The organism is Deinococcus depolymerans (assembly GCF_039522025.1).
Lineage (GTDB): Bacteria > Deinococcota > Deinococci > Deinococcales > Deinococcaceae > Deinococcus > Deinococcus depolymerans.
On record NZ_BAAADB010000033.1, the window covers coordinates 1 to 19,128 of the forward strand.

Below are 19,128 nucleotides of genomic sequence, written 5' to 3' on the forward strand. Positions count from 1 at the left end.
GACAGGCGGGGTTCTGACAGACGAAACTCTCGAGTGGGAGCTCTTTTGACACGTCCGGGGATAGGCCCCGGACGCTCCCATTTCAGTGGTGTCGGGCATAGTTCCAGCCAACTACCACGGCGGGCACGGTTCCTGGATAATAGGGTGTGTCGGACACGTTGCTCGGAGCGCTGGCGTTGATGGAGACCGTGTCAGGTGAACCCGGCCGGGAGTACACGCTCCGACCGGTACTGGACGCCGGAGGAAGACCGGCTTCTCGCGCTCATGGCTGCGCCTGAACTCGAGGATGTTCAGGACGTCCTGTTGCGCCGCTCGGAGGAAGCGGTTCGGTACCGTCGCAAAGCGGTGAAAGGCCAGCTGGCCGCCGTGCTGTCCTACGAGGAAGCGTGTCTGTGCTACTGGTGGAGTCAGCTGCGCTCGCCGCGTACCCCCCTGCAATGGGTCCGGGGCGACCCGCTGCCGGTGGATGTGTGGTCACCAGGTGGCGCCGCGCATATCGTCGTGGTCGGTGAATCCGACCTGAGAGACGACGGCCACAGACGGATCGTGGCTGGGGCCGCGCAGGTGGATCTGATCGCTGCCGCCAGCAGTCGCCTCGACGTGGAGGTAATGGTCGTCAACGGGACTCGGGCCTGGGACGAGCAGGTTCGCCGGGGCGTCCGGAGCCTCCTGGGTTCGTCACGGTTGCCCAACGGGCTCCTGAAGGTCCCCGCGGCGGTGCGGGCCTCGGCTGTTCTGGCTGTCGGTCCCCGCGGAATGAATGTCCGACAGCTTGACCTGCTGCCGCCCGGTACCGGGGTGATCGCCGTGATGGTCCAGTCCCCCGGGCTCGACGCACAACTGCGCTTATGGGAAGCCGTGCGCACCGTTCGCACCTTCCGGGTCGAGCACCTGAACTCCATGGACGCGGCCTGTCCGGTCACCTGGGCCGATGTGCCGTACCTGCCTGACGACGGCCGTGTGACAGCCGCGACGCCGGACGTGGCTGTCCGCTTTGCTTACGCGTACGCCAAGCGCCACCAGCGTCTTCCCCGATCTGCGACCCCTGAGGTCGACTCGCTGCTCGGTGGACGGCGCGAGGGCTTGGGCCAGGGGATCGTCGGTCGGATGGTCAGCCATTTTCAGTCCCTCCTGACTCCATATGTCGGTCGGGACCGTGGGGCGCTGACGCTGGACGTGGGTCGCTGGGAGGACGAACGTGTGACGATACCGGTGGGCAACGACCCGATGAGAGAGAAGGCGGGCCTCAGCTGATGCGTCGTTGAGGATGTCAGGCCGAGTACTTTGCCGATCACCGATTCGGCCGCGTCGAGTAGTGATATGGACTCTGATTGAAAGGTTTGCAAAAACTTTCAACCAGAGCGGATGGATGCAGGTGATCCTAGAAAGCGGCGCCGAGACCGGCCGGCCGGTCGAGCGCTGGTTACCCTATCCCGGTCCGCGCCGGGTCTACCTGCAGGATATGCCGAGTAAGCTGGACTTCCGGCGCGACCTGCCCTGAGCGGGGCACCCTGCTGGTCAACAGGGGGCCCGTCAGACGCGTGGGTAGGCGCTCTCCTCCATTCGCCCTCTGGCGCTGGCCGGCTCCAGTGGCGAGTGTGGTCGGGACTGACGAAGCGGCGCCCGGTGGGTGGAGCCGGGCCGGATCCATTCAGGTGCGCCGGGGAGCGATCGTTCCGAACCTGGATGGGGGCGAGCCGGCCCGCGTCGGTGGTCGCGGCGTGGCTGAGCAGGCTCGCCCGCAGCGCGCGTGGGTCGTCGCCTGTCTGCCCGTCATGGTGGGGGACTCTCACTGCTCGGCTGACCCGCGGGTCCACCGGGAAGGACAGTGCTTCCGCCTGTGGCGGGGAGGGTCCGGGCGTCGATCTCGAGGGCACGCACAGGAGTGGTCTTCATGTGAAGACCACTGCCGTGGGACGAGGCGTGCGCGGGTGCGCCGTCCTTCCCGACCGACCCATCGCCGGACCGGACAGGCAGGGTTGGTCTTCACGTCATGACTCCGCGCCTAAAGGCGGGGGCTTCCCCGGAGCTTCTCGGTGAAGACCAACCCCGCGACCTGCCCTTCAGCGGCCTTTGGGTCGCCGGTCGGGCGTGTCCTTTTCCTGTTCCTCGAACAGGTCGTTCATCTGGGCGAGCAGCCGCTCGAGACGTTTGCGGCGCGCCGCCGAGAGGGCTGAGATCGCTGAGGCACTGGTCAGCCTGCGCCCCACGAGGCGGCTCAGGTCCGGCGTCTGTGGGGCCGCGTCGTCGCCCGGCGCGCCGCGCTTCGCCGCCTGGCTGAGCTGCTCCAGGGAGGCCCCGCCGCGGGCCAGGTTGAGTAGAGCCGCCCGGCGCTCTGCGTCCGGCTGCGCGCCGATCAGGGTCGCCTTGCGGTAATCGAGTCCGTCCTGGCGCATGACGCTGAGGACGTCCTCGGGGAGTCGGCGGATGCGCAGCTTGTTCTTGAAAAAGCTACCCCAGGTGCCCCGGCCGAGCTGCGCGAAGAGCGCGTCGAGCTGCGCACCCTGTTCACCCGGCGTGCGCACGAGTCGGGCGAGGGTCGCCGGGACGTCCTCCTCACTTAAGCCGAGGGTCGCGGCGATCAGGGCGATGGTCGCGTCCACCTCGTCGATGATGTTCAGGTCCGTGCGCTGCAGGTTCTCCACCGCTGCGAGAATCCGCATGTCGGCGTCCGCCACGTCCCGGATCACCACGGGTACCCGCTCGAGCTCGGTGCGGGCTGGAAGCGGTTGGCCGTCCACGATCAGCGGGCGCTGGGGTTCGGTGAGCAGCCCGATGGCCCGCCAGCGGCGCTCGCCGCCGACGATCTGGTATCGGCCGCCGGGTACGGGCCGCACCAGCAACGGTTGCAGCACGCCGTGCGTGTGGATCGAGACCGCGAGCTGCTCGAGGGCCTGCGGATCGAAGTGCCGGCGAGGCTGGTACGGGTTGGGATCGATCAGGTTCCGCGCGACGTCGGTGACGCGCTCACCGGCCGTGGCGGGTGCGGCGACGGTTGAGGCCTCTCCTACCAGTTCGGCGAGCGAGTCGCTCAGTGTGGGCCGCTTAGCGCGCGCCATGTGCCGCCTCCACGGTCAGGCCGACTGCCTGCAGGATCTCGTCCGTCACGCGCGCAGCGTGGGCGTTGGCCTCGCTGCGCGCGTCGTAGAGGCTCAGCGGCTGCCGGGCGAGCTGCGCGTCCTTCCACACCGCCCGCAGAGGAACAGGGGAGGCCAAGGGCCGCAGGTTCTGCTCGTAGAAAGCCAGCATCTCGCGGTCGTGGAGGTTGCGCTTGTCGTAGCGGGTGGGGACGTACAGGGCCACGCTCAGACCCGGGTTGAGCTTGCGGTAGGCGGGGAGCATCTGCGTGAGGCCCTTGAGACCGAGGACGCCTTTCTCCTCTGTGGGGACCGGCACGATCAGGTGATCGGCGGCGATCGCACCCAGGACCGCGAGTTGTCCCAGGCTGGGCGGCGAGTCGATCAGCACCACGTCGTACCGGTCTTTCATTTCGTCATGCAGGTGAGAACGCAGGTTCATCTGTGAGCCGACGGTTCCGAGCATCCGGCCCTCCACCAGGGAGAGCAGCACGTTGCTCGGAATCAGGTCCACGCCGTGCGTGGGAAAAGGAGAGGGGAGAGGCGCGTCGTCCACGGCCGTATCGTGCACCGTCCGGGCGAGATCGTCCGTTGAGATACCGGCCCAGGCGGACAGGTTCGCCTGGGGATCCAGGTCGATCATCAGCACCCGATAGCCACGCGCCGCCAGGCAGAAGCCCACCTCACGCGTCAGGCTGCTTTTCAGGGCCCCGCCGACGTGGTTGAAGAATGTCAGTACCTTCATTCCCCTCATGGTAAAGCCCAGGCTGCCGAGAGACGGGTTCTGACCGCTCAGGACCGCCGACGCCGCGCTCTTGCGGGCCATTTCGGCTGTGGCCGCCAGGGCGTGTTACGGGTGGACTGATACAGGGGGAGCAGGGGAGGGCCGAGTGGTCTTCACGTGAAGACCACTCGGTAAGTCCAGCAGTAGAACTCCTGCGAACATGCCACCTGGGCGACATACGGTCGCCTCAGTGCGGCTCGGCTCGGCGACATGGACTGGGCCTGGAGTTTGGACGGTTGCGAGTAGAGACTCGGCTTGGGTGAGCCTCGCGCTTACCCCCCGTCGGCCTGCGTCCTGGCGAGCCGACCGGTCGTTCGGGCGTGGTCTGTCCGGTCGTCTCTTTCGTCTCGCCGAATCAGTCCGGAATTCGGCCGGCATCCAGACTGTAGATCGCCGCCAGGACGCCGATCGCGCGGTCTCGCCAGCGTCTCGACAGTGCCGCCACCACAGGGCCCGAATGCGTCGGGTCGACGAGGAGGAGCGCTCCTTCCCGGACCGGCACGACGATCCGCGCGGCCCCGAGAAGGGGGCCGCTGAGGATCCGCCATGCTTCTTCCGTGCCGATGTGTCGGGCGTCCGGGCCGAGCGTCCCCGTCGCCGGGAGATCGCCGTCGCAGAGCGAGATCAACAATTCGGCCAATTCGGTTTCGTGCACCCGCATGGTCCCCATGATGTGCGGCGCGTGGTCGGTCAAGACGTTCTATGTCCGAAGAGGGCGTCGAACTTCGCGCGGTCCTCTGTCCGGTATAGGACGCTCAGGCCGTGTTTGGCGCGGGTCACGGCGACGTAGGTCAGTTGTCTGAGCTGTTCCTCGTCCTCCGTGGAGATCGCCTGTGGATCCACGAGGATCACGACCTGCGTCTCGCACCCTTTGAAGCGCCGGGCGGTCGTGAGACCCAGCGGTGAACTCTCCTCGACGCTCGACAGGACCCGAATGGCGTGACCGCCGACCGTGACGTCCATCGACGCGGCTTCGGGCGAGATGACGACGATCTCGGAGGGCTGGTAGCCGGCGCCGAGCCAGCGTTTGACCTCCCGTTCCAGAGCATCCGGCAGATGTCGGTAGCCGTGGATCTCGATCGGTGCGCCGTCGGCACGCAACGCCCGGATCCGGTCGTCCTTGACGATCCGGCGTCCGAGTTCCGCGATCTGCCGGGTATTGCGCAGATTCTCCCGCAGCACTTTCCTGTAGGGCGATCGCCCCTTGCAGTGACCCTGTTCGAACACCGTGAACCGCTCCCCCACGTCTCGTTTGAAGATGTCCTGCTGGACGTCGCCCAGGAAATGCCAGCGGCCCTCGGCGAATCCGCCTTCGATGATCGTGTCCAAGAAAAACAGGTACGGGTCCTCGAAGATGTCGGGGTATTCGTCGACGACGACCAGGTCGTACTTGATACCCTCCTCGTCGGCCGCCAGGGCGGCCATCTCGGGCAGGAGCCTGTTCATGAAATCGGTCGCCTTCTGTTCGGCCGGCGAGCAGAGATGCCGTCCGATGTCCGACATGAACTGGTGGATCGTGTCGGCTTCGAAGAGACCGTCGGCCATGTGCCTCGCCTTCTGCGACAGGAAGGCGTTGTAGCAGAGGTAAAGCACGCGGGCTCCCGGATTCTCGCGGAGGTACCGGTGGAGCAGGTCCATCGCCATGACGGTCTTCCCGGATCCGGCCGGGCCGTGGACGACGTGCGGGCTGTGGTCGTTGTCGAAGATGCTGTCGATGACGTCCGACTGCTGTTGGGTGAGTTCCAGCGCTTCGCGTTCCGCCGCTTCGATCATGCTGTGGGGATCGTGGGCGGGCTGGAAGCGCGGTTGGAACTGGTCACGAACGAACGCCTGTGCCTGCGGGTGGAGCGGCTGCAGGACGGTGCCCGCTGTGGCGTATCCGGCGACCCGCGCGATCGCTTCGACGATGCCGTCCTGCATCTCGCGCTCGTCGACGATCTGCCGCCGGTCCCAGGACACGCCGCCGGCCTTGCCGAGGGTGGCGAAGGGGAGGAGGACTCCGGTGACGACGTGGACGTGGGCGCGGACGGTCTCCCTCTTGCGGGCTTCGGTCAGGATGGACAGGATGTCGCCCCTGGCGCGGTCCACCTGGACGAGCGGGTCCTTCCGACTGCCGTCCTGGTACCGCACGAAGATCCGGTCGTCGCGCTCTTCGACGGACTCGTGCCCTTTGATCTCGAGGAGCACCACCGTGCTCGCTCCGGGCATGAGGACGACCAGATCCACCTCGCCGCCGTTCGGCGACCGGTCCGGTTTGACACGGACGGAATGGAGGACCACCCAGTCGCGTGCCGCCGGGTGGTCCCGGGCACGCTCCAGGTCGGCGAGGACGCGGCGCTCCCCGCGGTTGGCGAGATCGGCTATCCGTCCGCTGTGCAGTTGGAGTTCCATCGTCCCGAAGTCTCGCACGGGCGACGGGGTGCGCGAGGCTCAAACGGGCGAGGCGCCGCGGGGTGGCCGGCGGAGTTCGACGTCCCGCGCGTAGTCGCTGTCGAGTCCGGAGAACGCGACGGAGCCGGCTCCCTCGTCGGTCCGCCATTCCCAGAGGGGATTCAGGCGTACCGTGCCGTTGTCGGCCTTCACGCAGTCCTGAGTACCGAACGCGAGGCGCAGTCGCCGGATCGCCCGGGCGAGGACTGCCCTGCCGGGCCGACCGGACCGCCCGAGGACGTACCGGCAGAGGGTCTCTTCCGATTCGCCGCCGACCTCGCAGAGTCGGCAGGCGATCGCCGCCGCTTCGGGGGTGAGGTCCAGGTGTACCGGACGGTCCGCCACGACCAGTCGGGGACGCCCGTACAGAGGTGCGAGGACGGTCCTGAGCGGCGTGGGCGGCTCCTGCGGCAACGGCCGTCCCGACGCGCGGGCCCAGGCGTAGAGGTCCCTCAGGAACGGCGCCTCGAACTGGAGTTGTCCGGGAAGGGGACGGGCGGCGAGGACGGAGTCCAGACGCCGTGCCGTCTCGGTCTCGTCGCCTTTGTGCAGGGCGATCCCGGCCAGATGCAGGCCTGCCCGGACGCGGACGGAATGCTCGGCCCGTCGACTGGCCTCGTCCAGCGCGTGGACGTCGCCGGAGAGGATGTCGTCGCTCAGGTCCACCGACGTCCGGGCGAGTCGACCGGCGCCAGCCGATCCGGTGGCCCGCAACGTCCGGACGAGCCCGGCGGCTCCGGACCGGCCGGTCCGGAGCCACACGAGCTGCGCCTGGAGGTGCGCGATCCGGACGCGGACGTCCACGCTCGTCTCCACGTCGGCCGCCCAGGAGAGACTCCCGATCGCGCGGTCGTATTCGCCGGTCAGGATCCAGAGGTGGGCTCTGCCGTAGTGCAGCAGGCCGGCGTGCTGCCTGGCCTCGCCCCGTTCGGTCGACAGGAGGTCGCGTTCGAAGGCGTCGGCGGCCAGTTCCAGGCGCATCGACTGGGTCAGCGACCAGCCGAGGTTGTAGTTCACGAGCGCCAGGTGGGCGTACCGGCGGTGTTCGCGCAGCCTCTCCCGGGCGTCCAGGTATGCGCCCACGGCCTCGTCCCGGCGCCCCTGCAGGCCGAACAGGACCGCCGAGGCGAACCGGGCTTCCCCGAAACGCAGCGACGAGGCGGGGATCGCCGCCGCCGCTCGGGCGTACGCGGCCTCGGCCTCGTCGTACTCTCCGGCATGCTGGTGGAGCATGCCGCGCAGGCGCCACCGGGTGCTGCTCGCCTGCGGTTCCAGGCCCTCGTCCGGGGGCAGCGCGGCCAGCGCCTCCTCGGGCCGTCCGTCCAGGAACAGCCGGTAGGCCTCGAGAAACCGGGGGGAGGGGTCAGGTGTCGTCATCCGTGTCGGCGGGCGTACCGCCTGCGCCTACAGTAGCGGTCAGGAGGGGCGGTAGGTGCCCGACGTCCTCCGCCGCGCCCCGGGAGGCGGAGACGGCGAGAACCAGAGCGAGCAGGAGACGCGTGACGGGTCGGAACATGAAGTACCTCCGGGGACGGGCGGGTCGTCGCCCTGCGCAGGAGTGCGCGGCTCGGACCGTCGGCGACGGCCCTCTGTCCACAGACGCGAAATCGGACACCGGTCTTCAGGCGGCCCGAGCGGCCCGGCCCGCACGCGCGTGCATGGCCCGCAAGACCTGGATCGCCGCCCGCTCCGTCGCCCGGACCACGGACTCGTCCGTACCGGCGGCCCGGGCGACCGCCGCGCGTTCGGCGACGTCGAACAGCTCGGCCCGGGTCGCGTCCCGCAGAAGCAGGTCGATCTCGGCGGGCGCGGCGCGGTAGAGCCCGTCCAGCAGCGCCCCGAACACGGGGACGCGGAGCGTTCCGACCGTCCGCCTCAGGTCGAGCAGGAGGCTGTACTCCAGGTCGGATTCCCGGACCCGTCCGAAGTCCCCGTCGGCCTCCTCGAGAGGGCGGGTCAGCGCCTCCTCGAAGTCGTAGACGTACCGACCGGTCCCTTCCGGCGTGCCGGACAGGCTGACCCGCGCTCCGAACAGGCGCTGCCGGTTCACGAACGCCGAATTGTTGGCGGCGTACCGGGCGAACCCCGTCGGGGCGGCGGCCACGCCGGCCTGCGCGGACGCCCAGAGGGCCACGATCACCGGGTCGCCGATCGCGGCCGACAGCACCTCGCGGACGTCCGAGCCGCTCAGGACCCCGTCACGGCGACGCCCGCGAGGCAGGTGGCTGGCGCGGGCCGGGTCGACGCGTACGACGAAGCCGGCGGCGTCCTCACGTTCGAGGACGTCCGCGAATTCCACCGCGAGCACCTCCGTGAGCGGAGCCACGACCGGCGCGAGGGCCCGGCCGACGTCGCGCCTGAACGTCTCGCCGGCGTAGGTCGAGTTCGCGGCGCGGAGCACGTCGCCGGCGAGCAACGCGTCGCGGACGTTCCGTTTCGAGGTGGACGCCAGCTCGGCCTCCACGGCGGCCGCGAGCAGACGGCCGGAGGGAGATTCGCAGAACTGGACGTCACGGAGAGAGGAGCAGACGGAGGCCAACGCGGTCAGGAAGTCGGTCGAAGCCATTGCCGCGTGCCGCAGGCACGCGTGGAAGGTAAGGACCGCCACTGTACGTCGGAGACGCCACGAACCGCCTGACGCGAAAGGCGCACCGCCGCTAAGCCGGTGCGCCTACCGTGGTGCCGAGAGAACCGATGCGACACGTGAGAGCCGTCGACTTCGGTGGAATCGAATTTCCCGACCGTGACGGCTCCCGCCTGGGATCGTCAGTCGAGCGGATCGATAGGCCAGGTCCGATCGGTGGTCAGGGAAGGCGCGAGGAGAGCCGGATCCTGTCTCACGACCGTCAGGTCGCTGGTCCAGCGGTAGTCGGGCCCGAGGTGGAGGCGACCGTTCGAGGAGACGATCACGTCACGGTCTCCGACGAGTCGTCTCAGCCGCTGGACGACCTGCCGGACACGAGCGACGCGGTGGGCTGCGTCGTCGTGGCGTACCCTGCCGGACGTGCCGCGACTTTCCGGTAGCAGCCGCTCGGCCACCTCAATCAGCCTGGCGCCCGGATGTTCCGTCAGGTAGGCGACGAGCAGGGCGAGATCGGGACCGACAGCCAGTCGGACGGGCGGGTCTCCCAGCAGCAGCCGGGGCGGATCGGTGAGGTACACCGCGGCAGTCACCGGTTCTCCGGTCTCCACCGAGTCGGCGGGAGACCGGAGACGTTCGAAGGCGGCCGCTTCGATGGAGTCCAGCAGAGGTAGGACGTCTGCCGGCGCATCCGGACGTGCGAGTCTCGCCTGTTCCAACGCGCCGTAGGGAGCTCGGTCCACGAGCAGGCCGGCCAGCGTCGCACGAGCGTGGAATTTCCATGTGCCCGTCCGGGCGAGGGAGACGGCGCGACGGGCGTGGTTCACCGCTCTCCTCGGGTCGGGCGTCGACTGCGCCCGCAGGCAGAGTACCGGTACACGCAGCTCACCTGCCTTGGACGTATCCGCGAGGCGATGGGCTTCCGCGAAGGCCTCCTCGGCTTCGCGGTCGTCACTGGACAGACTGGCCGACCGGGCCAGGATCAGGTGGGCCAGGATCAGGCGTTTCCGGTCGGCGGCGGCGTAGGGCAGGAGGTGCAGAGCCTCGTCGTGGGCTTCGCGCGGCCGGCCGGTCTCGCACAGCCAGGCGGCCCGCGCCAGACGGAGCTCGTCCGACGCCAAGCCGATCGGCACCACGACTCCCTCTCGGAACGGCGTGGAGTCGCGTCCGCTCCGAAGGGTTCTCAGGAGCGTTTCCACCGGGCTCGGAGGCGACACTCCGTCCCGCGAAGGCCCGGTTCGGGCCGCCGGCCCGAACCGGGCCAGAGGGAAGCAGTCGGTCAGGAGCCCGGGCGGGAAGCGGAAGCGGTCCGACTTCATGACGCTCGGCACCGGAGCGGCACGGTCCGGATCAGACGGGAGGGATGAGCGGCGGCGCCGTCCTGACCTTCTCGAGATGGTCGAGGATGGCCCGGCCGATCACCCGGCCGAGTTCGGGCGGTACGGCGTTGCCGATCTGCCGCCCGTGCCGCGTGAACGAGGCGGCTTCCCCGGGCCGGACGAACCGGTACGAGCGGGGGAACGTCTGGAGGATCGCGCCTTCCCTCAGGCTCAGCCCCCGGTCCTGGGTCGGATGGACGAACCGGCCGGTCCCGATGTTGTAGAACTGTGTCGTCATGGTGGGAGAGGGCTGCGCCGGGTCCATGCGTCCGTAGACCGAGCCGTACGTCGCGCCGGACGCTTTGCGGTGACATGCGAGTTTCAGGTCGTCCGGCCAGTCGGCCCAGGTGCCGCCGGGTTTGGAGGCCTTCGCGCGCTTCAGGTTGAGTTCCGTCAACTTGTAGGTCTTGTGGAGAGGATCGTGCGGATCCGTTTCTCCGACCTGCAGGGGTGGCAGGTCACGGAGGGCCTCGTGGACCGACACCGGATCGTTCCGGGTATGCGTCGCCGGAGGCAACGCGACCTTCCCCCACCGGGAGGCGAAGAGGACGAGGCGGCGCCTGGCCTGCGGGATTCCGTAGTCCGGTCCGAAGACGCGGTATTCGCTCACCTCGTAGCCGGCCTTCTCGAGCGACGCCTTGAACTCCGCGTAGATCGGGAACTTGCCTTTCGTAGCCAGCCGGACGACGTTCTCCATGCTCACCACTTCGGGTCTGAGAGTCAGGATCAGGTCCAGGAAAGCCTGGAGGGGCGCCCATTCGCTCTGCAGCTCCTCGACCGACTTGCCGATCTTGGTCTTGGCGGCCGCCGTGGAATACGGCTGACATGGCGCGCAGCCGACCAGGACCCGGGTCGCGCCCGGCGGGTAATGCGCCGCCAGGTCGTCCGCCGTCACGGTCGTGATGTCCGCGTGCAGGAACGTCGCTCCGTCGTTGTTCGCCTCGTAGGCGAAGCTGCAGCTGTCGTCCAGATCGTAGCCCGCCTTGACCTGCAAGCCGGCCTCCCGAAGGCCGTAGGTGAGCCCGCCGACGCCGCAGAACATGTCGACGGCGACCACCGGTCGTTCGGAAATTTGTAGACTGTGTCGCTTTTCTCCACTCATCGCGTCGTACCGACTATAGCCGCTCACGCCCCTTCGGGTGCCGCGCGACCCGACTGGAGCGCGCGGGTGCCGGGCAGGTCCGCCGTGGGATGCCGGGAACCGAGAGACCGTCGCGCCGGTCACCGACTCCAAGGATGCTCCCGCACACGGCACGGGCGTGTGCGGAAGCCGTCCCGGTCACGGGCGACTGCGGTATACGCCCTGGATCCCCACGCCGTCCATGTCGACGTCCGGAATCCGGAAGTTCCGCGGGTGAATCCACGTCCCGTGCATGGGTGTCGTCTCGTCCGGTCGGAGCCCGAAGAACCACGCCCGCTCGCCGGGTACGAACGACCAGCGGGCTGCGCCGGAGATCAGGAATGTCCTGCCCGCCTCGTCCCTGAGGGCCGCCCGGTCGTCGGTCGGATCTGTGGGCGAAGGCCTGCCCGTCACCTCTCCCCAGACGTCGTACGGTGCGACGGGTCCGTCCGAGGAGGTCTGCCCCCACCAGGACACGGCGCGACTCCGGTAGCCGGGGCACCGGTGTCTGACCGGGCACGGGCCGCAGTGAGGTCCGGGGATCGCGACGGCGGCCGCTTCGACCGGACGTCCGCTCGGAAACCTGACGAGGAGGTCGTCCAGCCGGGCCCGGGTGTCGGCCCTTTCGGACTCGCCCCACGGCACCTCCACGCGGTCGGCACCGTGGAGCCACAGCCGGACCCGGACACCCGGTTCCAGCGTCTCGAGCATCGTCGCGTACAACCACATCTGCCGGGCGAGGGGAAGACTCGGGCGGCCGCCGCGCGCCGTGACGCCGGACTTCAGATCCGTGACGTGCACTTCGGTACCGATCCGTTCGATCAGATCCGGGCGCCCTGCGAGACGCAGCTCCGGTACGTCGAGCCGTCGTTCGCGCCCCGTGGGGATCCGGGGGACGCGGTCGCCGGGGAGGCCTCGGGGCGGAGCGCGCCGTGACGGAGGAACGCTCCGAGCGGCGCCGGACGCCCAGGCGAGCAGCCTCGCCTGCCCTTTCCGCCAGACCGTGCGCCCCACGGCCCTCCGGAGCGGAACCAGCCCCGCCTGCGGCCAGAGCCTCCGGGCGGCCTCCTCGGTCGAGTGCAGGACCTCGTCGAACACCTCCGTGACGTCGTGCGCCGGCGGGCCCACCCGGGCGAGGCGGGCCACGGTCTCGTGAAGGACGGTCCCGAGCAGCGCCGCCGGGTTCGGCGGCAGCCGCTCGGCTTCGCCGAGTCCGTGCAGCTGCGACAGGGGACACCGTTCGAGAGCGTGGAAAGCGGACGGACTGAACCGCTCGGGGACGTGGACCGTCTTCAGGAGCTCCGGGAGGACCGGGGGGCGTGTGCCCCCCGGCGTCAACGGGCGAGCGTCGCCTGCTGCCTGATCCATTCCCGCACCTGCACCTGGCGCCGTTCGAGGTTGAACGTGTCCCAGCAGAGCGTCGCGCCGCCCGATTCGGCGGCCGCCTCCTCGTCGGCCTGCGCGAGGATCGTGCCGGCCGCCAGTTCGGCGTTCGGGTCCCAGTTCCAGAGGGGATGCGCGACGAGCACCCACGGCGTCAACCCGCCGCTGCTCTTCTTGATCCGGAAGGCCGGAACCTTCCCGCCTGCGAAGAGCATCGTCTCGCCACCGAATCCTTCGGCCATCTCCTCGGCGAGTCGCTCGGCGTCTTCCAGGTGGCCCTGCAGGCCGGGACTCCCGAAATCGCCGTCGAGGCCGCACGAGAACGTCGGGTCGAGCAGCGCCCTCAGGTACGTCAGACCCAGGCGCCAGTCCAACAGGCCGTGGTAGTGCTGGTTTCCGTACCTCAGGAGGCAGCGGTAGCACGCCGTCGAGCAGTCGCCGTGGTCGGGCCCTTCGAACTCCGACCGCGGATAGGCGGTCGCGTCCGTGAGCATCGACCGGGCGAACGACAGGATGCGGGGCACTGTCTGGCCCGGCGCGGGCTCGCTGAGGATCCGGCAGAATCCGGCGCCGTTGACCAGCTCGTCCGTGATCTGCAGGAGCGGGCGAGCCGGCGCGCGGCCGAAGAGACGCGGTTCCAGGACCGCCAGTTCCTCGGGCGCGATGTCGAGCTCCAGGGCCGCCCGACTGACGGTCATGAACGTGGCGGAGAGCGCCGCCGCGCGCACGCCCTGCCACCTCGACCTGGCGTGGTCCGACTCCTCGACTCCTTCGGTCCGCAGGGGCATGCGGTGCAGTGCGAGCGCGGGGTTCAGGGCCGTCGGCGCGAGGTAGAGGGAATCGGTCGTCTTGGGCGCGGCGAGCCAGACGGGGGGACGCTCGCTCGACTCCGCGGTGAATCCGTGGCGGTGCACGCCCGGTACCTCGGCCAGCTCCTGGTGCGGCAGCCGGAAGCTTCCGCCGCTCCGCGTGACCACCTGGTTCCCGCCGGTCGTCACGAAACCGGTGCCCGACCGCCCGCGGTTGAGGCGGTAGGTGCGTGCCCGCCCGTCGAACGCCACGTCGAGACTCGCCCCGATTGACGCACCGTCTCCCGGTGCCAGCGTGTACGTCACCGGCGCGATCGCACTGCCTTCGGCCTGGACGGTGCGGTGGCGGGCGCCGCCGCCCCCCTCCTCGTTGCGGGGCCGCCGGCCGAAATCGGTCCGGAAGCCGTTCGGGACCACGCAGTCGTGACCGCTGTCCTCGTCCAGCGGCGAGCCGCAGGCCCGGCAGGTCGCGTCCGGGGTCGTGTCGGCCGGGCCGATCCTGGCCCACGCGCTGCAGGCCCGGCATTGGGTCAGCCGGAACTTCTCTCCGAACGCGTCGTCCCGGAAGGCCTTGACCGGAACGACCTGCCCTTTCCTGCCGAACGGCGGCAGGTCGAGGTCGGGCGTGAATCCGACGGAGACGTACTCGAACTTGTCCTTCACGAGGCGCGCTTCGGGAGCGAACTCGTAGATGGCCACGTCCAGATCGCGGTCCACGCTGTCGAACTCGTCTCGACCGTCCACGCGACGGGTCCCCAGGTAGAGGTTCCGGACCCGCGTGGGCATGCCGTACATGGGCAGCAGCCCGGTCTCCGCCACGGCCTGCGCCAGGCCGGGCGCCACTTCCGCGGTGACGCCGTCCAGTTCGGCGATCAGTTCGTCCGGCGCCGGACGGATCACGGCGGTCTTGCCGTCCGCCGCGAGGACGCCCCGGAATCGCTCGGCTTCCCCGGCGGTCGCCTCCAGCGCCCCGCGGAGCCTGTCCCGCCACTTGGAACCGTTCAGGTACGTCGCGACCGGTACGAACTCGCCGTGGATGTCCGGCGGCGACATGAGATCGCCGGGATACAGGCGGTCTCCCGCCGCGCGGTCCTGCTGCCGGAGCAGCCCGAACGCGTCCACCAGCCATTTCTTGCGCAGGAAGCGCTGGGCGATGGAGCCCATGCTCTTGGTCAGGACCGGGGGTGGCGGCACGTCGCCCGTCATCCGTTCCGGATTACGGAAGTAATGGAGATCGTGGCTCTTGGTGCGGCAGACGGTCAAGGCCATGGAGAACGCCTGACCGCGGCGACCGGCGCGGCCGACCCGCTGCTGGTAGTTGAACCGCTGCGGCGGCATGTTGGCCTGCATGACCGCCTGGAGCGGGCCGATGTCGATCCCGACTTCCATCGTCGTCGTCACGGCCAGCAGGTCGATCGTGGCCTTGCGCTTATGGAGTTCCCCTGCCCCCGTCTCGATCTCGTCGAGGTCGTCATCCACTTGCTCGCCGTCTGCATGGCTTTCGTCGGATCTCGGCACGAAGATCCCCTTGAATTCCCGCTGCCGCGCGGCCGGGTCTTCGGTCTGCCCGGTCAGTTCCTCGCAGTGCAGGCGGAAGAAGGGCGCCACCTCGCTCGACTCGTCTTCCCAGTGGTCGACGGCCCGGTTCACCCGCCGGCCGAGGAAGTTGACGGCCCTGAGCGAGGCGACGGTCCCGAAAGGCGCCTCCGGCAGCTTGGCCAGGCAGCGCGTGCAGAGCCCGGCGCCGCGGTGCAGGTGGACCCGCGAGCAGGTGTCGCAGCGCCAGAAGCTGTCCTCGGGCCGCGCGACATGGAAGCGGATCCGGCTCATCGAGACGATCCCGCCGGCGTGGCCGGCCGCGGCAAGGTCGTTCAGGGCGGTCTCGAGGCGCGCTTCGCCGTCCGTCTCTCCCCAGACGGCCTTCGCGTAGGCCAGGACCTTGCCGCGCGCCGTCCCTCTCGGTCCGATCTCTCGCAGCGGATCGTCCTCGGAACGGTACTTGGAAGGATCGTACCGGTAGGCGTCCGTCAGGACCCGGATCAGCGCCGCGAGTTCCGAGACCCGGCCGTCGGTCCGCCGGCTTTCGGGGATGTCGGTCGGCCGGACGGTCACGTAGCCGAGGCCGGCTTCCTCGAACGAGAAGTACGTCTTGTTGAAGACGACGTCGGTCATGGCGCGCTGGAAGCGGTAGATCAGGGGGCGTCTCGCACTCGACAGCGCCTTGTTCTTGTCGGTATCCGCCTTCCAGTGGATCCGTTCGCCGCTTCTCAACTCGAAGAAGGTGTCCCAGTCGAAGAGCCGTTCGCGTGTTTCGTTGGTGGTGCCTTTGGGTCTGTCGATCCCCGCGTCGTCGTACGGGTGAACGCCCTGCCGGGCCATCGCGGCGATCAGCGGGCGCACCTCCTGCCCGTCAAGCGCCGCCGCCACGTTGAAATCGTAATCCTCCACGAGATCCGCGAACGCCACCGACGGGTCGTCGGCGGTCTTCAGCGCCGCGGTCGCCGCGTCGAGGCGTGCCCCGATCCCGGCCATGTCCCCGAAACGTCGCTCCACCGCCGCCCGCTCCATGTCGGCTTCCAGCTCGCGGATCTCGGCGGCCAGCTCCTCCGGCGTGCGGCGTGCGGCCGCGTGTTCCTGGAGGCAGACGAAGAGGATCTCGCGGCGCAGGTCCTGGTGATGCAGACGTTCGATGTCCAGCGCCGCCCTCGCCGCGTCCTGACGGCTGTCCGAGAAGGAGACCAGCTTCGGGGCGTTGCTCGGGTCGGCGACGCGCTGCACGTCGAACAGTTCGGTCGCCAGCAGCTGCGTGGTCTTTCCGAAACCGGCGCGGAAGTTGCGGACCGGCGAGAGTCGCCCCATGCCCTTCTGCCGGGGTTCGTAGTCCGTACCGCACTTGGGACAGGCGTAGGGGACGTGCGTCTCGGGGTCGTTCGGCTTCCGCTTGTGGCGGTCCGTAGAACCGGCGAGGCGTTCGTAGAGGAAACCGGGCACGGTCTCCGACACGCCCGGCGCCGCCGGACGGGCCGCGTTGCGGACCGTGACGATCCCGGTCACCCGGTCCAGGTTCCCGGCTTTCCAACTCTTGGGGCACTTCTCGGGGGCGAGGTCGGTAGGCCAGAACACCGCGTACTGGTCGTAGGAGAGTTCCTCGAACCGTTGCGACGCCGCGGTGTCGGGCAGTCCGTCCAGCAGCGGCTCGTGGGGCAGCAGCTCGATCTTCGGCGAGCGCGTGGACCCCTGCGACCGCATCCCGCCCACGAACAGCTCGCCGCAGCATTCGCAGTAGAGCACCTCGAACTGCCTCAGCATCTTCGGATCCTCGTCACCGACGTCGAACCGTTTCCGGCTCTCCCGTTCGATGCTGAGCCGACCGATCTCGGCCTTTCGGGCCGTGCTCCGTTCGGAGGCGGGCAGGCCGGCGTTCTTCCAGACCGGTGCGTACAGCCCCTCGACGCTGCGGAAGAACGTGTGGATGCGGAAAGACGGCGCCTCCGTCACGCGCCGGGCCAGCCCGTCGCCGCAGCCCCGGACGAAGAGGACCGCGCGGATCGCGCGCAGGGCGAGGTCGAACGGCAGGTCCTCCGGCGCCGGGTGGCCGTTCCTCAAGTCCCGGAAGAGGGTCCAGGCGAGCCGCCTGGCCGTCACGGCGCGGGTGCGTCCCTCTTCCGGATTCCAGCACGCGACGGCGACGGCGGCCGCCGCTGCCCTGGCGACGTCTGCGACGACGTCCTCGAGCGGCCGGTCGGCGTGCGGCACGCCCAGCTGCCCGGCCACGGCCGCCCAGCGCGTGGCCGCGTCCGGCATGTGCAGCGCGTCGTCGGCGGTCAGGGGACGGTCTTCCGCGTCACGCGCCCGGGACGCGGCGGTCTGGTCGAGGAGGTCGGTGAACGGCGTCGACTCCAGGCCTCCACGAGCGCCGCCATGGGCTTCGTAGGGAATCTCCTGCCCGGCCACGATGGCTGCCCGCCAGGCCGCTTTGGCGTCCTCCGGCGTCTCGGCGTGCGTGCCGAACCGTCCGAACATGTCCCACAGGTATTCGACGCTGGCGTCGGCGCCGGCCGCGCCGGGCGTCGTCGGGAGGGAGGCGCTGGACGCGAGGATCCTGAGCTTGTGCCGCTGACCTTCCGCCGTGAGTCCGAGGCGGTCGAGCAGGAGCCGCAGCAGGTACGCGACCTCGGTCCCGGCGGATCCGCGTTGGAGGTGCAGCTCGTCCAAAACGAGGTAGAAGTACGAGTCGGGTTCCTCCAGCCACGCCTTGGTCTGCCGGAAGATGTCGTCGTCCACTTCACGCGACAGCATCGCGCTGAGCATGCTCACGTTCGTGATGAGGAGGTCCGGGGGCGTCCGCTGCATGTCCCACCGGGAGATCAGTTCGCCGCCGTCGGTGGACGGGAACATGAACGGTGAGTCGTTCCCGAACGCGGACGCGGCCTCTTTCGGATCGAACGGGTCCGTGTGCCCGGGGCCGTTTCGCCAGGCGTACTCGCGCGCCTGGCGCTGCCCCAGTTCCGCCTGCGCCATCTCCCCGAACAGTTGCGTCTGCCGCCGGATCCGGCGGCGGAATTCTGCCTCTCGGACGCTCTTGAACGTCGCCGGATCGTCCTCGCCCGCGTGGTCGTCCGAGGCGGGCAGATCCAGCCGACCGTCGTCGGGGCTCATGTCCAGGAGGTGGCGGAACGCCGGGTTGTCCTCGTGGCCGGTGACCGGGCTCTTGCCGGTGTAGCGTCCGAAGAAGATGCGGTTGCCGCCGAACTCGCGGTCCATGACCGCCCGGGCCTCCCGGGAGTCCAGGGCCTTGCGCAGGCGGACCATCTGATCCTCCACGAGCGCGTTCATCGGGTACAGGATCAGCGCGCGGACGGCGGCCGGGCGACGTTCTCCCTGCCGGTGGGACACCACCGGCGACCGGCGGGGATACGCCTTCGAAGGTCGCCGTTCGGACGGGATCTCGGTGAACGAGGGCTGGAACTGCCCGTCTTCCTTCACCTTCCCATACGGCCGTCCGGTCGCGGGATCGGTCCACCAGCGCCGGGCCAGGAAGTTGGCGTCGGGCGCTTCCCACGTCGCGGCTTCGCCGGCGAGCGCGGCGAACACCGGCAGCAAGAACGATTCCGTCTTGCCCGAACCGGTTCCGGATGTGACGATGCCCGGCGTGCCGGGGCGTACGCCCCGGGTCAGCATCTGTATCTGATGGAGATAGGGCGCGTACTTCGCCTGCCGCGTGAGCGGCCCCGCTCCGGCGGCCACGGGAACGGACGGGAACAGGCCGGCCAGGACCAGCTCGACGAACGCGCGTCGGTGGGATTCCGGCGCGCCGCCGAGCGGATCCTCACCGGTGGCCGGGGGACGAACCAGGTTCTCGAACGTCCACTCGGACGGCATGTAACGGGGGAGAGGCTCCACGAGCGGTTCGGTGCACAGCGTGCCGGGAGCGCGCAGGAGCCTGCGCCGCTCGTCGGCGACGTCGGCGTCGCCGATGCGGAACGCCGTGTCGAGATAGCTCAGGTAGAGCTCGCGGATTCTGACGAAACTGCCGATCGGATCTTGCATGGGATCTCCAGCGGG

The 19,128-nt window shown here is 69.4% G+C and carries 11 protein-coding genes; 1 reads left to right on the forward strand and 10 read right to left on the reverse strand.

Going from position 1 to position 19,128, the window contains the following annotated elements; genetic code table 11:
• Positions 1-195: 195 nt before the first annotated feature.
• Positions 196-1,254 (forward strand): hypothetical protein, encoded by a 1,059-nt coding sequence (locus ABDZ66_RS16875; protein ID WP_343761431.1) that lies wholly within the window; start codon positions 196-198, stop codon positions 1,252-1,254.
• 809 nt (positions 1,255-2,063) lie between these two features.
• On the opposite strand, the gene ABDZ66_RS16880 is transcribed toward ABDZ66_RS16875, so the two are convergent.
• From ABDZ66_RS16880 to ABDZ66_RS16925, 10 genes are all read right to left on the reverse strand, one after another.
• Positions 2,064-3,059, reverse strand: coding sequence for a ParB/RepB/Spo0J family partition protein (locus ABDZ66_RS16880; protein WP_343761433.1), 996 nt, complete (start codon positions 3,057-3,059; stop codon positions 2,064-2,066).
• The gene (locus tag ABDZ66_RS16885) at positions 3,046-3,822 is read right to left on the reverse strand and encodes a ParA family protein (protein ID WP_343761435.1); all 777 of its coding nucleotides are present in this window, start codon (positions 3,820-3,822) and stop codon (positions 3,046-3,048) included. The genes ABDZ66_RS16880 and ABDZ66_RS16885 overlap by 14 nt, the downstream gene beginning before the upstream one ends.
• 394 nt (positions 3,823-4,216) lie before the next feature.
• Positions 4,217-4,522, reverse strand: a complete 306-nt coding sequence (locus ABDZ66_RS16890; RefSeq protein ID WP_343761437.1) for a hypothetical protein — start codon at positions 4,520-4,522, stop codon at positions 4,217-4,219.
• 29 nt (positions 4,523-4,551) lie between these two features.
• Positions 4,552-6,252 carry a nuclease-related domain-containing DEAD/DEAH box helicase gene (locus ABDZ66_RS16895; protein WP_343761439.1) on the reverse strand — a complete coding sequence of 567 codons (1,701 nt, stop codon included), beginning with the start codon at positions 6,250-6,252 and terminating at the stop codon, positions 4,552-4,554.
• A gap of 39 nt (positions 6,253-6,291) precedes the next feature.
• Positions 6,292-7,668, reverse strand: a complete 1,377-nt coding sequence (locus ABDZ66_RS16900) for a hypothetical protein (protein WP_343761443.1) — start codon at positions 7,666-7,668, stop codon at positions 6,292-6,294.
• A 244-nt stretch (positions 7,669-7,912) separates the two neighbouring features.
• Positions 7,913-8,755 carry a hypothetical protein gene (locus ABDZ66_RS16905; RefSeq protein ID WP_343761446.1) on the reverse strand — a complete coding sequence of 281 codons (843 nt, stop codon included), beginning with the start codon at positions 8,753-8,755 and terminating at the stop codon, positions 7,913-7,915.
• Positions 8,756-9,057: 302 nt separating this feature from the next.
• Positions 9,058-10,008 carry a hypothetical protein gene (locus tag ABDZ66_RS16910; protein WP_343761448.1) on the reverse strand — a complete coding sequence of 317 codons (951 nt, stop codon included), beginning with the start codon at positions 10,006-10,008 and terminating at the stop codon, positions 9,058-9,060.
• Between the two features lie 214 nt (positions 10,009-10,222).
• On the reverse strand, positions 10,223-11,308 hold the full coding sequence (locus tag ABDZ66_RS16915; RefSeq protein WP_343761451.1) for a DNA cytosine methyltransferase: 1,086 nt from the start codon (positions 11,306-11,308) through the stop codon (positions 10,223-10,225).
• Positions 11,309-11,530: 222 nt separating this feature from the next.
• On the reverse strand, positions 11,531-12,739 hold the full coding sequence (locus ABDZ66_RS16920) for a PD-(D/E)XK nuclease family protein (protein WP_343761453.1): 1,209 nt from the start codon (positions 12,737-12,739) through the stop codon (positions 11,531-11,533).
• Positions 12,706-19,113, reverse strand: a complete 6,408-nt coding sequence (locus ABDZ66_RS16925; protein WP_343761455.1) for a DEAD/DEAH box helicase — start codon at positions 19,111-19,113, stop codon at positions 12,706-12,708. Before ABDZ66_RS16925 ends, ABDZ66_RS16920 begins: the two co-directional genes overlap by 34 nt.
• Positions 19,114-19,128 lie beyond the last annotated feature (15 nt).

Coding starts and splice junctions, on each gene's coding strand:
- ABDZ66_RS16900 (WP_343761443.1), bottom strand. CDS start 7,668: ATGACGACACCTGACCCCTCCCCCCGGTTTCTCGAGGCCTACCGGCTG.
- ABDZ66_RS16885 (WP_343761435.1), bottom strand. CDS start 3,822: ATGAAGGTACTGACATTCTTCAACCACGTCGGCGGGGCCCTGAAAAGC.
- ABDZ66_RS16925 (WP_343761455.1), bottom strand. CDS start 19,113: ATGCAAGATCCGATCGGCAGTTTCGTCAGAATCCGCGAGCTCTACCTG.
- ABDZ66_RS16890 (WP_343761437.1), bottom strand. CDS start 4,522: ATGCGGGTGCACGAAACCGAATTGGCCGAATTGTTGATCTCGCTCTGC.
- ABDZ66_RS16880 (WP_343761433.1), bottom strand. CDS start 3,059: ATGGCGCGCGCTAAGCGGCCCACACTGAGCGACTCGCTCGCCGAACTG.
- ABDZ66_RS16895 (WP_343761439.1), bottom strand. CDS start 6,252: ATGGAACTCCAACTGCACAGCGGACGGATAGCCGATCTCGCCAACCGC.
- ABDZ66_RS16920 (WP_343761453.1), bottom strand. CDS start 12,739: ATGGATCAGGCAGCAGGCGACGCTCGCCCGTTGACGCCGGGGGGCACA.